We start from the raw sequence: 14,534 nt of genomic DNA on the forward strand, positions 1-14,534 counted from the left end.
ATAGTAATAAAATGGGGGACTATTTAGGTGAGATTAAATAAGCTTGGGATTATTTTAACTTCATCGGCATTGACCGTTGGGTTATTTTCTACTACTGTAAGCGCTGCTCCAAATGGGACGAATCAGACTAGTAAACCGATTGTACAGGTAGCTGCTTCAAACGTTGTTTATACAAAGGACGATTTAATTAAAAAGTTTCGCTCGTATTTTCCAAAGCAGTTTGATTCATTGAAAAGCAGTGATTTTCAGATGAGTAGTGGCAACTATTATACTCCAGAGGATGAGACATCCCGGTATAGTCTTAGCTTTACCCAGACGATAGAAGGTAAACGAGTTTATGGAAGTGTTGGGTTTGTTGGAGATAATTTAGATATCGAGCATTTTTCGTATTCTCCACCAATTGGATCAGATGCCTTATTCCCGGCAAAGGTATCTAAGGACGAAGCTAGAAAATTAGCCGTAGACTTTGTGAAAAGCTTGTTGAAGGAGGATTCCTATCAGCTCGAAAGCGATAATCATTACTATTATCCAACAAGGATTTTAACAGAACCAATTAACTACTCTTTTTCATTCACTAAAACTAAAAATGATATATCTATATCCGATAACCGTGTAGATATAAATGTTCTTGGAAATGGTCAAATTACTAGTTTTTATAAATATCCATCTACACAAGAAAAGAATACATTTGACGAAGTAAAAAATATTAAGTCTGAAAAAGATATATTAAACAAATTAAAAGAGAATCTAGGGGTAGAGCTTCAATACCAGGTAAATATTGACTATCAATCGGGTGAGCGTACGGTTAAGCTAGTCTATCAACCGACAGGAAATTTTCTTGGATTGAGTGCTGCTACAGGTAAGTGGTTAACTCCAAATGGATATACGGATCAATTTCCATCTAAAGCAAAGCTTAAAAAGATTGTAGAGAAGCCTCTGCCTGCAAAGCAGAAGGGGATCACTATGGAACAAGCGAAGAAAGCAGCTGAAAAGCTGTTAGAAAATAAATCTGACAAGCTTAAATTGAGCATTCAATCCATTGATGAGATTGAGAACTATAATGGTCAGACGGTCTACAGTATTCAGTATATGTATAACCATAGAAACGGTGGTAGCGGTGCTAGTATTGAAATTAACAAGGCTACTGGGGAAGTCATTCAATATCACAATATGTTAGGGTATTTAATGAATGAACTTGGAGAGAAACAGGAGGTTGCCAAGCCAATTTCTCAGAAGGATGCTTTAGCGAAAGCAACAAGCTATATTAAAGAATGGATTCCTTCTTACTTACACAACTTTAGTATGCCTGTCGATGAGCCTTATTATGAGGAAAATATGGGCGCATATAACTTCTCCTTCCCACGAGTGGTTAATGGCATAATAGTAAGTGGAGATTCCATAAACGTTGGAGTTTCTGCGGATGGTTCCTTGAGCAGCTTATATGTAAATGAACAAAAGGTGGAAGAGTGGCCTTCTCTTAAGGAAGTGATTTCCGCAAAAGAGGCAAAGACACTTTTAAATAATTCTTTAAAAGTTAAGCTGAATTATTCAAAGCAAATGCAAAAGAAAGATAATAAGCACTATGACTTACTATATGTGCCTGTATATAACGACAGCTCTTATAGTACCCTAGATGCTACGACTGGTAAATGGAGCAGTCTGTTTGGTGGAGAGCAAAGCTCTGTGGTTGTTTCTCATCCAACTGCACAGGAAGAGCTAAACTATCTAATAAGCACAAAAATTTTAGATGTAAAAGATGCTAAGGCTTTTAATGGGGATGCAGCTATTACGAAGGGCGAGGCTCTAAAAATATTAATGAATTCCTTAACCTACTTCTACGAGGGAAGGTATTATTATGGCAACGAAACGGTGGAGCAAACATTCGATAATATAGATCCAAAACATCCATTATTTCAGTTGGTTGAGCGTGCTGTAAGTGCTGAAATTATAAAGGCTGGAGATAAGAAGTTTGATGTTGATTCACCAGTAACAAGAGAAGAACTTTCTACTTGGTATATCCGTGTGCTAGGGCTAGAGCATGCAGCTAAGCATTATGATATATACAAGGTTAACTTTGAGGATACAAATAAAATTAAATCAGACTACCTTGGGTATGTAGCGTTAGCGAATAAATATGGGCTATTTGCCACTGAAAAAAATCAATTTAATCCGCAACAGGAAGTTACTTATGCAGAAATGTCGGTTTCTACTATACGCTTAGCGCATGAAATTGCTAAAAAGGGAAGATACAATAATTATTAATCATTAAGCTAGGAGCCCTCGTTGAAGCGAGGGCTTTTCTACTTCTATAAATTTGTTAGAGGGGTGTGAAATGGTAAATAGATGGATCACTTTTGATTTAGATGGAACGATTATGCAAAATCCTTTTATTGATTATGTATTTCCTGAAATACGCAATGCCATTTGTAGGGAGAATGGAAACTTAACAAATTGTGTAGAATCATTTGTTGCTGAGCATAGGAATCGCCTGAATCAACGACAATACGTGGAGGCATATGATTGGGAAGAAATCATCACTTCCTATATTCAGTTACATGAGTTAAATTTGTTGATTAACGTGGAAGAGATAGTAAAAAAATATTGTGTTCCAGGTGCTATCTATCTTTTAGAGGAAGGAATTTTAGAAGTACTGCAGGAGCTAAAGCTAAGGGGATATTCTCTTGCGGTCATAACAAATGGCTACTCTAACTTTCAGATGCCAGTAATGGAGGCTTTAGGACTGATCCCGTATTTTGATAGAATAATTACACCTGACATTATCGGCTATGCAAAGCCAGATGAGCGAGTATTTATGGAGTTAGGCGAAGTTGTAGCTCATATAGGAGACCGAATTGATCACGATATCATACCTGCAAATACTTGGGGAGCTAAGGCAATCTGGATTAACAGAAGCTTACCGGAGCAACTAAAGTCTATCAAGCTAGAGTTAAGAACCCGACATGATGGGGTCGTGGATATTATCCTAGCTAAACTGATGAGAGAATCACAGGTTAATTTTAGAGCTATTCCAAGAGAAGCTATACCTTGTTCTGTAATTTATAGATTGGAGGAGCTATTGGATATTATTTTGTAACTTCACTTGCACTCACTTACAAAGGTTGGTAATTTAAGTAGTATCAAAGTTAAAGTAGGGAGTTAGAGCAATGGAGCAGTTCATGGTACCAATTCAATATAATATATTAAAGGAACAAGCTAAAAAGTTAGTAAAAGGTCTCGGTGTTACTAGGGATAGATCTGTTATAAAAGCATTAAAAGAGCTTGTTCAGGAAAAAAGTGCTGAGGTTTTTACAGGTTTAAATGAAGCACAGCAAATGTTAATCGATAGAGTGTTGGAGCTAGAAAATAAAGAGCAACTTGAAGTGTATTTGGCAGAAGCTAAGAACTATGTTATTCCTTTCCCAGAGATTACGGGACAAACCATTAAAAAGTTTTTTCCAAAAGATAAAAAACTAAAGGCACCTAAACAAACAATTGAAGAAAGAAGTAGCATAGTATATTTTTGTGTAACTGATTTAGGTACTACCCGTAAATATATAATCTTTGAAATTGCTGGTGAGCTTTTTGGAAGACGGGGAACGTACGGAAACCAAGTGAAAAAAGGCATTTGCGCCATCTGTAACCACTTAGAAGAAGTAACTTTGTTTATGATGAATTCCAAAAAAGGTAGTGAGGGGACATTCACGAAGCAAGGAAATACGATCTGCATGGATAGTATAAAATGCAATGAAAATATAACAGATTCTACTAAGCTGACAGAGTTTTTTGGCAATGTAAATTCATAAACGCTCATTGATAGAAGCAAGTCAATCAATGAGCGTTTTTTATATATACCCACTTTGAAGATTCCTAAAATAGTTCAATCAAATAATTTATTAAAGAAGCAGGCATTAATTTTATGCCAGCTTCTTTTTCTGTTCTTTAATGTGGGACTAGACAATATATTGGTGTATAGGGATATGTAAACGTTTTAAAAGACGGATAAAGGGGACCAAAAGTATGCTTTCTAAATTCTTCTCTAAGCAAAAGTTGAATATCTACGCACCGTTTAGCGGCATTGTAAACCCTCTAGATCAAGTTCCAGATCCAGTATTTAGTGAAAGGATGATAGGTGAGGGGGTAGCTATCCTGCCAGTTAGCGGAGATGTTTTTGCTCCTTGCGATGGTTCTATTATTCATCTTGCGACCACAAAGCATGCGATCGGTCTTCGAGCAGGAGATGGGACGGAGATACTCATTCATATCGGTTTAGAGACAGTTTCCTTGGGTGGACAAGGCTTTACTGCATGTGTAGAACAAGGCGACATAGTAAAAAAAGGACAATTACTAATCCAGGTAGATTGGGATTTTTTACGTGAAAAAGCCATAAATCTAGTAACTCCTATTGTAGTGACTAATAGTAACGAGAAGAAAGTCAATTTAATAGACACTCCACAAGCTGAAGAAGGGAAAACAATTCTTATGACGGTTTCTTCGAAATAAACGAATAGAGGTGAAAGTAGTATAAGAGTTTGTGGAATTAGTTAAGGCAATCATTATCTTTTATCCCATGAATCTATGAAAAGAATAGGAGATGCAAACAATGAAGAGCTATATTCAAAGGCTTGGTCGTTCATTAATGCTTCCGGTTGCAGTACTACCTGCTGCAGCAATATTGCTGGGAGTGGGGTATTGGCTCGACCCAACAGGCTGGGGAACTGACAATGCAGTTGCCGCTTTTCTTATTAAAGCAGGCGGGGCAATATTAGATAATCTAGCGGTCCTTTTTGCGGTTGGTGTGGCAATTGGACTTTCGAAGGAAAGAGATGGTGCAGCAGCACTTAGTGGGCTAGTTGCATTTTTAGTCGTAACTACTATGCTTTCTCCAGCTACCGTTTCCTTGCTTCAAGGAATTGATGTGGGCGAGGTAGATGCAGCATTTGGAAAAGTAAATAATGCCTTTGTCGGAATCCTTTCAGGAATGATAGCGGCTGCAATGTTCAATCGTTTCAGTCATGTAAAGCTTCCAGACTTCCTTGCTTTTTTTAGTGGAAAACGAATGGTACCAATTGTTACTTCTTTTGTGATGCTGGCTATTTCCGTAGCCCTATTCTTCATTTGGCCGATTGTTTACGGAGGGTTGGTTTCATTTGGAGAAACAATCAGTGGACTAGGAGCAGCGGGAGCAGGGCTTTATGGCTTCTTCAACCGTCTTTTAATTCCAACAGGTCTTCATCATGCTTTAAACGCAGTTTTTTGGTTTGATACGATCGGGATCAGTGATATTAAGAATTTTTGGTCGAGCACAGGGGAAAAAGGGATAACAGGTATGTATCAAGCAGGGTTTTTCCCAATCATGATGTTTGGTTTACCAGCAGCAGCGTTAGCTATGTACCATACAGCTAAAACGAAGCGGAAAAAACAAGCGGCATCCTTAATGCTTGCAGCTGGATTTGCATCCTTCTTCACTGGTGTAACAGAGCCTCTTGAATTTGCCTTCATGTTCTTGGCACCTGCTTTATATGTGGTTCACGCTGCTCTAACAGGTTTATCCTTATTTATTGCTGCATCCTTTCAGTGGACAGCCGGATTTGGTTTTAGTGCAGGTTTTATAGACTATTTCTTAAGCTTGAGTATTCCAATCGCCAACCAGCCTTATATGCTCATAGTGCAAGGGTTGGTATTTGCAGCTATCTACTATTTCTTATTCCGTTTCCTAATTATAAAATTCAATTTAAAAACACCTGGAAGAGAAGATGAGGATGAGGTAGAGGTGGTAACAGAGGCAACTTCTGCTGATAATAAGTTTGCAGTAATGGCTGCTAAAATTTTTGCTGGACTAGGTGGCAAGGAAAATTTAACGTCTGCAGAGCATTGTGCTACTCGTTTACGTGTAGAAGTTAAAAATATGGATCTAGTAGACCAAATGAAAATCAAATCTTCCGGGATTCATGGCATTAATGTAGTAGGACCTAAAAGTATTCAAGTCATTGTTGGCACAAACGTTCAATTTGTAGCTGATGAGGTAGATAAATTGAGAAAGTAAAAGAATTCGCGCATTAAATATCTGAGTAATTAAACTAGCTCAAGATAGGCCGACTCTGAGAGGAGTCTGCCTCTTTTTTCTATTAAGAATTATGGAGGAGAAGCGATGGAAAGACATTTTAAAGTTACCGCTACAGAGGGTATACATGCAAGACCAGCAGCTATACTAGTTTCAGCGATAAAACCATTCGTTTCAGCGGTTGAGCTGAAATATAATGGCCAATCTGCAAATTTACGATCCGTACTTTCTGTGATGACTCTTTGCGTTCCAGTACACTCAATGATTACGATTGTTGCCAAGGGAGACGATTCGAAAGAACTGTTGGATAAATTATCTGAAGTGATATCTTCTCAAGGAATTGGTGAAGCATGCGAGAACTAAAGGGAATTGGTGCTTCAAGTGGATTGGCTATTGCGCCTGCATATTGTTTAATTGAGCCCAATCTCATGTTTGACCCAAAGGGAGTCCATGATCCTGAGATTGAAATGGAACGATTGAAACAGAGCATCTCTAATACAAAAAAACAGTTAAAGCTTATTTATGATTCGACCAAGCAATATATGGGGGAACAGAAGGCAACCATTATTGCCGCCCAAGAATTAATGCTAGAAGATCCTGCCTGGTTATCTGCAATATCGGATCAAATCCAACTAGGCAACAATGCGGAGATGGCCCTAACTAACGTAGCCGATGTATATGCAAAAACATTCGCTGAAATGGAAAATGACTATATGAAAGAGCGGGTAGCAGATATTCGAGATGTGGCCAAACGTATGCTGTCCAATTTGTTAGGTGTAAATTTACCCGACCTTAGTTTAATTCAATCAGAGGTAATACTAGTTGCAGATGATTTAGTGCCCTCCCTTACAGTTCAATTGAATAAGCAATATATAAAAGGAATTGTCACGAACATTGGTGGAAAAACCTCTCATTCGGCTATATTAGCGCGTTCACTTGATATTCCAGCAGTTGTTGGTACAAAAAAAGGAACAATAGATATAAAGCATGGTATCCCTCTCATAGTAGACGGAGAAATGGGAAGAGTAATTATTGATCCTGTAGATGATATAAAAAGGTTTTATTTGAATAAACAAAAGGTATTAGTAGAAGGAGACAGGTCTTTAAGTCATTACCTTTCTATTGCTAGCACTACTGCCGACGGGCATAACGTTCATATCGGTGGAAATATCGGTAATACTCATGATATAGATGCCGTGCTCGCTAATGGAGGAGAGGGTGTTGGTTTATTTCGTACAGAATTTCTATATATGAACAGAAGCGAGCTGCCAACTGAAGAGGAACAATTGGAAATCTATCAAACAGTACTGTTGAAAATGCAAAATAAGCCGACTGTTGTTCGTACTATGGATATTGGTGGAGATAAGGGCTTGTCATATTTAGGGCTTCCTAAAGAAAGTAACCCGTTTCTAGGGTATCGGGCAATTCGTATCAGTCTTGATAGACAGCACATTTTTCGGACACAGCTACGTGCGCTATTAAAGGCTAGTATTCACGGTAATTTAAAAATTATGTTTCCGATGATTTCAATACTTGAGGAATTTCGACTTGCCAAATCTATTCTGTTAGAAGAAAAACAAAAGCTTTTAAATGCAGGAATTCCTGTCTCAGAGGAAATTGAGATAGGCATGATGGTGGAAACGCCTGCTGCTGCAATAATTGCCGATTTTTTTGTACAGGAAGCTGATTTTTTTTCCATTGGCACCAATGATTTAATTCAGTATATGTTTGCAGCTGATCGCATGAACGAGCAGGTTTCCTATCTATATCAGCCCTACCATCCTGCTATTTTAAGAGCAATTCAGATTGTGGTAGAAGCAGCACATAAGAAAGGCAAATGGGTTGGGATTTGTGGAGAGATGGCAGGAGACCAAATAGCTATCCCACTTTTATTAGGACTTGGTATAGATGAGTTCTCGATGAATCCTTCTGCTATTTTAAGGGCTAGATCTCAAATTACAAAATTAAACAAAGAAGAATTAAGCGAACACCTTAAGCACATATTAACGTTGGCAACCGACAAAGAAGTATCACAATATGTAAAAGAACATCTTCTGTGATCTTACTTCTTTCTTTTTGCTAGTAAATGTGTAATGATGAAATATCAAGTGAAAGTAAAAAGGGTACTTGAACAGAACTTTGTTAGGAGGAGATTGGAATGGAAGAAAATACTGGAAAAGTAGAAATTGGCGACATTTTTACTGTTATTGATGAAAATGATGAAGAACAGGATATTGAGGTTTTAGGTTTACTAGAAGTTGAAGGTGAAACCTATGCAGCTGTTGGCTTTGCTGATGAAATTCAAAAAGAAACAGAGGAAGATTTCGATGTGTTCTTTTTACGTATAGAAGGCGAAGATGAACTAGCTAATATCGAAAGTGATGAAGAATTTGAAAAAGTATCTGCTGCTTTCATGGCTGCAGAAGCTGAATAACATAGAAAACTAACTGAGGCTGAAGTCTACCTTAGAATCGAAAAGCACGAGAAATTTTACCAATCGTAAAATTTCTGGTGCTTTTTTAGTTACTTCATAGTTAAAGCTCTATATTTTCTCTCAAAATACACTAGCATGACGAAGACAGTAGCATTTGATTAAAAATGTATAAATTATTTGGAGACGGAGATTATAAAGGAAAGAAAGGATGATTTAAGGTGGAAGACTATAAATTTGCAGAGTTAGATCAAGAACAATTGCAGGAAGTGCACGAGTTAGAAGAAAAGCTAGGTGTGACTTTAATCGCCTACAATGCTGTTTTTAATAACACAAGCACTACGACAGATTATTCTGCTACAACTTAATAATAACAACTATCATAGGGATTTTTCATTTGTTCCCTTTAAAAAGAAATAATAATTTTAAATAAATTATTTATGGTGGAAATGAAAAGCTACTAAAACTACTATTAATAGAGCTGGAGGTATATCTGCCTAGATAAAGATATTGTCTACCTTCTTACAATCAAAAATAAAAACCGAGAAACTATACGTTTCACGGTTTTTATTTGATAGAAGCTAGTTATCAGCTTCTTTCTCTAGTTGTAGAGGAAAAGATAGTCTTCTTATAGGAACTACGTCAATCTTTGTAAGATAATTGAAGCATTTACGTTTGTTTCATTACCGCCATCTTCAATTGATAGGAAAATGGAAAGATCAGAGCCATGGTTTCTTAAAGAAATAACGTTTCCAGCGTTTAAGAATACAATTGCCTGACCATTGTTTTGTTGAGTACCAGCACGTGTACCGTAAAGAGTTTCCGGTAGTGGAGTTTCATTAACGAATATTGCAAATTGGTTATTTTCGATTCCTGTAACAGAATAGGTAATTAGATAATATCCTGAATTACCGATAGTGAGAGTAGCTGTGCCAGGAGTGTGGGTTATATCACCAACTATTGGTCCATTGGTATCAAAAGTTACGGATCCACCTACAGGTACTGTTTGTGTAGATCTGTTAAAGACATGAGCAAATTCTGTTACAGCTGAAGTTCCATCTGCCCCAGTAGCCCCGGTAGCCCCCGTGGCTCCAGTAGCACCAGTAGCCCCCGTGGCTCCAGTAGCCCCCGTAGCACCAGTAGCGCCAGTAGCCCCCGTGGCTCCAGTAGCACCAGTAGCCCCAGTAGCCCCCGTGGCACCAGTAGCACCAGTAGCACCAGTAGCACCAGTAGCACCAGTAGCACCAGTAGCACCAGTAGCACCAGTAGCACCCGTGGCTCCAGTAGCACCCGTGGCTCCAGTAGCACCAGTAGCGCCAGTAGCCCCCGTAGCGCCAGTAGCACCCGTGGCTCCAGTAGCACCAGTAGCACCAGTAGCACCAGTAGCACCAGTAGCACCAGTAGCCCCCGTAGCGCCAGTAGCACCAGTAGCACCAGTAGCCCCCGTAGCGCCGGTAGCCCCGGTAGCTCCGGTAGCGCCAGTACGTCCGGTAGCACCAGTTGGTCCAGCAGGTCCTCCTGCAGGTCCAGTAGGCCCAGTAGGTCCAGTAGGACATTTTCTACATTTGTTACAATCATCATTTCTACTAAAGTAATTATTTAAATCCATTGTTTCACCTCCTCTCTGTCACATCCTATTCGTTGAAAATAGATTGAAGGAGGTCAAAGGACTACTTGTCTAATTAAATTCAAAAAAAAAAGCCACTTTTTTTGAGATAAGTGGCTTTAAATAGGTAAAATGTTTAATTTACTAGGTTCTATTCTTCTAAATTAACGTTCAATATTTGTTCGAAATATTTTTTATTACCTATTATTCGTTCATCGGTCGGTCTATATTTTCTTGCTTCCTCGTTATGAGAGTAGGCAATTCTATGTTCTTGAATTCGATCATAAAGGACGCAAAGCTGTAGATGAGGTAACCAGGTAGAAAAGTTAGTATTCTGGAAACTTAGTAAGTCATTATTTTTATAGTTGAGAGCTTCCTTATACCAATAAATGGCTTCTGTATTTTTATTTTGTTCCATAAAATAATAACCTATTCTGCAACAAGCCTCTGGACGTGGTATATCATAGGAAAGAGTTCTTAGCGTTGATAATAATGTTTGATGATTGTTGCCTAATTCATAGTAGCAATCAGCAAGCTTAAAGCATGCACTAATATTATCTTCAATCCAGCCCTTATTTGACTGTAAAAACACTTCATAGTAAATGATTGCATCATTATATTTAGCATGATCCATTAATTCATTTGCAAAATAAAACGTATCACGTGGGGTTAGTTGTTTGCCGTCATCTATCATTTTTTGGTAGATGCTTAAATTTCTATTGGAATCATGACTCAAAGGCAGATGACTCACTGCAACATCACTATCTAAAAGGTTACCTTCTACTGCTAAATATTCGTGGACCTGACCTATCCATTTAAAATGCTTCTTTCTATTAACAAGTCTATACCTACGTAATAGATAGGTTACATTCCCATTTTCATCGAAGGCTAAATGGTACTTCATAGAAATAGCGTCATAGGAATGATCAAGGGACTTTTTTAGTTGCTTAAGCTTATTTCGATCGTCCTCCGTAAAAACATCATCTGCATCGAGCCATAATATATATTCTTTGGTTGCTTGATCAAATGAATAATTTCGAGCGGCAGCAAAATCATCTATCCACTTAAAATCAAATATGCGATTTGTATATTGTTTTACTATTTCCTTTGTTTGATCAGTTGAGCCAGTATCGACAATATTAATTTCATCTACTATGTCTTTAACTGATGCAAGACATCTCCCAATAACTTCTTCTTCATTTTTTACTATCATACATAAACTTATAGTAATCATATTAATTCCCCCTTTGCTCCTTATATTTATATGTAAAATGTAAGTCGCCGGTTCTTTTATATCGCATACATATGTATGCATGTTTTTGATATAATAGAAAGAAAATTCGGTAAAAGGATGATGCTAGAATGGAATGTAATATCGAATTCGCTAGAAAGCTTGATCAAGAGGATGATATAAATCATTATCGTCAAGAGTTCTATATCCCAGCAAATACTATATACATGGACGGCAATTCGCTAGGACTTTTATCTAGACGAGCTGAATTAGCCGTTTTAAATTTATTGAATTCATGGAAAAGGTTTGGAATTGATGGATGGACAAAAGGTGAGCATCCTTGGTTTCATCTTTCTGAAAAGCTAGGGGAGATGTGTGCCCCATTGATAGGAGCTATGCCAGAGGAAGTAATAATTACGGGTTCCACGACAACTAATCTACATCAGTTAATCGCTACCTTTTATAAGCCTCAAGGCAAGAAAACGAAAATTTTAGTAGATGAACTGAACTTCCCATCTGACCTGTATGCTGTTAGCAGTCAACTATCCTTACATGGGAAATCACCGGAAGAGGATATTGTAATAGTGAAGGGGAAGGATGGGCTTTTACTCGAGGAAGATATTATAGAAGCAATGACTGAAGAAGTAGCCATGATTGTATTACCTAGTGTTCTATATAGAAGTGGCCAAATTTTAAATATGAAAAAGCTGACAGATGAAGCACATAAAAGAGATATTTTAATTGGCTTTGACCTTTGCCACTCGATTGGTGCAATCCCTCATTCTTTAGATGAATGGGGAGTGGATTTTGCGTTTTGGTGTACTTATAAGCATTTAAATGGAGGTCCGGGATCTGTAGGTGGTCTTTATACAAATCGAAAGCATCTTGGCAAGAGGCCAGGACTTGCAGGCTGGTTTGGTTCTCAAAAAGAGAAGCAATTTGATTTAGAAATCTTCATGACACCTGCTGGCCAAGCTGGTTCTTTTCAAATAGGAACCCCTCATATATTAAGTGCAGCCCCGTTGTTAGGCTCTCTCGAAATGTTTGAGGAGGTAGGCATACACAAAATAAGGTCAAAGTCTGAGCAACTAACAGAATTTATGAGAATTCTAATAGAGAACGAGCTAAGTAACTTTGAATTTACAATTATTACACCAAGAGAAAGAGAACAAAGAGGTGGCCATCTGTTTCTTAAGCATAAGGAAGCAGCAAGAATATGCAAAGCGTTAAAATCTAGGAATATAATTCCTGATTACCGTCCGCCTAATGGTATACGCTTGGCCCCTGTAGCTCTATATAACACGTTTGAAGAGGTTTGGATAACTGTAAATATATTAAAAGAAATTATGGAGAAAAAGGAATACTCCCAATATGATAATGAAAGAGAAGTAATAGCCTAGAAAGGGGAAAACTATTGTCTAATCCAATTGCTAATTCTGAAGAGAGAGAATCTAACGAAAACGGAATTCATACAAATTTTGTACAGGATATGACCTATGGAGATTACCTTAAACTGGATACCATTTTAGCTAGTCAAAATACGTTATCTACTCATCACGATGAAATGCTTTTTATAATCATTCATCAAGTGAATGAATTATGGATGAAGCTTATTTTGCATGAATTGACTAGTGCTATTCAAGCTATTCAAGAGGATCATTTGCAAACAGCCTTTAAAATGTTAGCGAGAGTAACAAAAATACAATCACAGTTAATTCAAGCCTGGGATGTATTGTCTACTTTAACTCCTGCTGAATATTTAGAGTTTAGAGATCATTTAGGGAAGTCATCCGGTTTTCAGTCTTATCAATATCGTAAAATTGAGTTTGCTCTAGGGTACAAAACAGCACATATATTAAAAATTTACGAAAAGGATACGGCACTACATCATGAGCTAGGAATGGCATTTAAATCACCAAGTATTTATGATGTGTCCATTGACTGTTTGGCTAGAAGAGGATTTCCTATTAATCCGGATTTATTGAAAAGGGATTACTCAATCACGTATTCCGGTGACGAGAGTGTCGCTGAGGCGTGGAAGACAGTTTACAAAAATGTGGATCAGCATTGGGAGCTTTATCAGCTGGCAGAAAAGTTAATAGACATTGAGGATTGGCTGCAGCAGTGGAGATTCCGTCACATGAAAACAGTAGAACGAATTATTGGTTTTAAAGTAGGGACAGGGGGCTCCTCTGGAGTAAATTATTTACGAAAGGTTCTAGATCATCGTTTTTTTCCAGAGTTATGGGATTTGCGAACTAATCTATAGGGGTGAGGGAATATGTCTAATAGGTGGATAGATATTACGCTACCATTATCTAAAGAAATTGCGGTTTGGCCAGGAGACACACCATTTAGCTTTGAAGTTGTGCATACTAAGCAACAAACAGGTTCAGTGAATATTGGCCAGATTACTGCAAGTGTGCATACCGGAACTCATGCGGATGCACCATTTCACTTTAATAATAGTGCCGATACGATAGATAAGTTAAATATTAATAATTATATTGGAACAGCTAAAGTCGTTGATGTAACAGGCTTGGACTTGATTGGTCGTGAGGAATTAGAAGGCTTTCATTTAGATGGTACAAAACGGTTATTATTGAAAACGAAAAAAGTGACCAATGTGGAACAGTTTCCTAGCTCCATACCTTTGTTAAGAGAAGATATAGGTGAGTTTTTACAAGAAAAGGGGATATTTTTATTGGGCTTGGATATTCCTTCTGTAGATGATATCGAAAGTAAGGAACTTCCGATACATCATACTTTATATCAGCATGGTGTAAATATTATCGAGAACCTATACTTGCAAGATGTTACGGAAGGGGAGTATGAGTTAATCGCGTTGCCCTTAAAAATAGTTGGAGCAGATGGAAGTCCGGTCAGAGCTGTTTTAAGAGCACTTTAATATTGGCTATGTTAAAGGGTAGGGTTGATTTATGATGCAAAGAAATCTTAGATCAGAGAGTAGCATTGATTTTTCGCACCAGCCGGACGCTTTCCTCGGGGTGAGCGATAAGCCATCACCCATCGCTAACGCGCGTGGTTGTGATGTCTTATCTGTCTCACTCATCCCGTAGGAGTCGCCGTCTGGCGCTCTAATAAATTTACTCGCATAAACAATGCTAAAAAACTGTCCCCAACCCCAATTTCATCATCTATTTATTTTCTTAATAGCCATTTGAAAGTTCCTATGTTTATGTTT

At 37.9% G+C, this 14,534-nt stretch carries 14 protein-coding genes; 12 read left to right on the forward strand and 2 right to left on the reverse strand.

Annotated elements, in window-relative coordinates; all coding sequences use genetic code 11:
* Positions 1-27: 27 nt before the first annotated feature.
* The 9 genes from MKX96_RS03415 to MKX96_RS03455 all read left to right on the forward strand — a co-directional run bounded on the left by MKX96_RS03415 (position 28) and on the right by MKX96_RS03455 (position 8,860).
* Positions 28-2,262, forward strand: a complete 2,235-nt coding sequence (locus tag MKX96_RS03415) for a YcdB/YcdC domain-containing protein (RefSeq protein ID WP_340881977.1) — start codon at positions 28-30, stop codon at positions 2,260-2,262.
* 70 nt (positions 2,263-2,332) lie between these two features.
* Positions 2,333-3,094, forward strand: coding sequence for an HAD family hydrolase (locus tag MKX96_RS03420; protein ID WP_340881978.1), 762 nt, complete (start codon positions 2,333-2,335; stop codon positions 3,092-3,094).
* Positions 3,095-3,164: 70 nt separating this feature from the next.
* Positions 3,165-3,803 carry a FusB/FusC family EF-G-binding protein gene (locus MKX96_RS03425; RefSeq protein WP_340881979.1) on the forward strand — a complete coding sequence of 213 codons (639 nt, stop codon included), beginning with the start codon at positions 3,165-3,167 and terminating at the stop codon, positions 3,801-3,803.
* 214 nt (positions 3,804-4,017) lie between these two features.
* Positions 4,018-4,500 carry a PTS sugar transporter subunit IIA gene (locus MKX96_RS03430; protein ID WP_340881981.1) on the forward strand — a complete coding sequence of 161 codons (483 nt, stop codon included), beginning with the start codon at positions 4,018-4,020 and terminating at the stop codon, positions 4,498-4,500.
* Between the two features lie 100 nt (positions 4,501-4,600).
* Positions 4,601-6,043, forward strand: coding sequence for an N-acetylglucosamine-specific PTS transporter subunit IIBC (nagE, locus tag MKX96_RS03435; RefSeq protein WP_340881983.1), 1,443 nt, complete (start codon positions 4,601-4,603; stop codon positions 6,041-6,043).
* Between the two features lie 105 nt (positions 6,044-6,148).
* Entirely contained in the window at positions 6,149-6,424 is a 276-nt protein-coding gene (locus MKX96_RS03440) for an HPr family phosphocarrier protein (RefSeq protein WP_340881984.1), read from the forward strand.
* Positions 6,412-8,121: a phosphoenolpyruvate--protein phosphotransferase gene (gene ptsP / locus MKX96_RS03445; RefSeq protein WP_340881986.1), complete on the forward strand. Its 1,710-nt coding sequence runs from the start codon at positions 6,412-6,414 to the stop codon at positions 8,119-8,121. The genes MKX96_RS03440 and ptsP overlap by 13 nt, the downstream gene beginning before the upstream one ends.
* A 98-nt stretch (positions 8,122-8,219) precedes the next feature.
* The gene (locus MKX96_RS03450; protein WP_340881987.1) at positions 8,220-8,495 is read left to right on the forward strand and encodes a DUF1292 domain-containing protein; all 276 of its coding nucleotides are present in this window, start codon (positions 8,220-8,222) and stop codon (positions 8,493-8,495) included.
* Between the two features lie 218 nt (positions 8,496-8,713).
* Entirely contained in the window at positions 8,714-8,860 is a 147-nt protein-coding gene (locus tag MKX96_RS03455; protein ID WP_340881989.1) for a hypothetical protein, read from the forward strand.
* A 269-nt stretch (positions 8,861-9,129) separates the two neighbouring features.
* Here MKX96_RS03455 and MKX96_RS03460 read toward each other — a convergent pair whose 3' ends face one another.
* On the reverse strand, positions 9,130-10,101 hold the full coding sequence (locus MKX96_RS03460) for a BclA C-terminal domain-containing protein (protein ID WP_340881990.1): 972 nt from the start codon (positions 10,099-10,101) through the stop codon (positions 9,130-9,132).
* Between the two features lie 148 nt (positions 10,102-10,249).
* Entirely contained in the window at positions 10,250-11,332 is a 1,083-nt protein-coding gene (locus tag MKX96_RS03465; RefSeq protein ID WP_340881993.1) for a glycosyltransferase family 2 protein, read from the reverse strand.
* A gap of 128 nt (positions 11,333-11,460) precedes the next feature.
* Here MKX96_RS03465 and kynU point away from each other — a divergent pair, with 128 nt between their 5' ends.
* The 3 genes from kynU to kynB are packed head-to-tail and all read left to right on the forward strand — an operon-like array spanning position 11,461 to position 14,237.
* Positions 11,461-12,729 carry a kynureninase gene (kynU, locus tag MKX96_RS03470; RefSeq protein WP_340881995.1) on the forward strand — a complete coding sequence of 423 codons (1,269 nt, stop codon included), beginning with the start codon at positions 11,461-11,463 and terminating at the stop codon, positions 12,727-12,729.
* Positions 12,730-12,743: 14 nt separating this feature from the next.
* Positions 12,744-13,598, forward strand: a complete 855-nt coding sequence (kynA, locus tag MKX96_RS03475) for a tryptophan 2,3-dioxygenase (RefSeq protein ID WP_340881997.1) — start codon at positions 12,744-12,746, stop codon at positions 13,596-13,598.
* Between the two features lie 12 nt (positions 13,599-13,610).
* Complete coding sequence (kynB, locus tag MKX96_RS03480) at positions 13,611-14,237, forward strand: arylformamidase (protein WP_340881999.1); 627 nt, start codon at positions 13,611-13,613, stop codon at positions 14,235-14,237.
* The last annotated feature ends 297 nt before the right edge of the window (positions 14,238-14,534 follow it).

The organism is Psychrobacillus sp. FSL W7-1493 (assembly GCF_038004905.1).
Lineage (GTDB): Bacteria > Bacillota > Bacilli > Bacillales_A > Planococcaceae > Psychrobacillus.

Excerpts from the sequence above, each read along its gene's own strand:
- MKX96_RS03420 (WP_340881978.1), top strand. The coding sequence starts at position 2,333 with ATGGTAAATAGATGGATCACTTTTGATTTAGATGGAACGATTATGCAA.
- MKX96_RS03425 (WP_340881979.1), top strand. The coding sequence starts at position 3,165 with ATGGAGCAGTTCATGGTACCAATTCAATATAATATATTAAAGGAACAA.
- MKX96_RS03430 (WP_340881981.1), top strand. The coding sequence starts at position 4,018 with ATGCTTTCTAAATTCTTCTCTAAGCAAAAGTTGAATATCTACGCACCG.
- nagE (WP_340881983.1), top strand. The coding sequence starts at position 4,601 with ATGAAGAGCTATATTCAAAGGCTTGGTCGTTCATTAATGCTTCCGGTT.
- MKX96_RS03440 (WP_340881984.1), top strand. The coding sequence starts at position 6,149 with ATGGAAAGACATTTTAAAGTTACCGCTACAGAGGGTATACATGCAAGA.
- ptsP (WP_340881986.1), top strand. The coding sequence starts at position 6,412 with ATGCGAGAACTAAAGGGAATTGGTGCTTCAAGTGGATTGGCTATTGCG.
- MKX96_RS03450 (WP_340881987.1), top strand. The coding sequence starts at position 8,220 with ATGGAAGAAAATACTGGAAAAGTAGAAATTGGCGACATTTTTACTGTT.
- MKX96_RS03460 (WP_340881990.1), bottom strand. The coding sequence starts at position 10,101 with ATGGATTTAAATAATTACTTTAGTAGAAATGATGATTGTAACAAATGT.
- MKX96_RS03465 (WP_340881993.1), bottom strand. The coding sequence starts at position 11,332 with ATGATTACTATAAGTTTATGTATGATAGTAAAAAATGAAGAAGAAGTT.
- kynU (WP_340881995.1), top strand. The coding sequence starts at position 11,461 with ATGGAATGTAATATCGAATTCGCTAGAAAGCTTGATCAAGAGGATGAT.
- kynB (WP_340881999.1), top strand. The coding sequence starts at position 13,611 with ATGTCTAATAGGTGGATAGATATTACGCTACCATTATCTAAAGAAATT.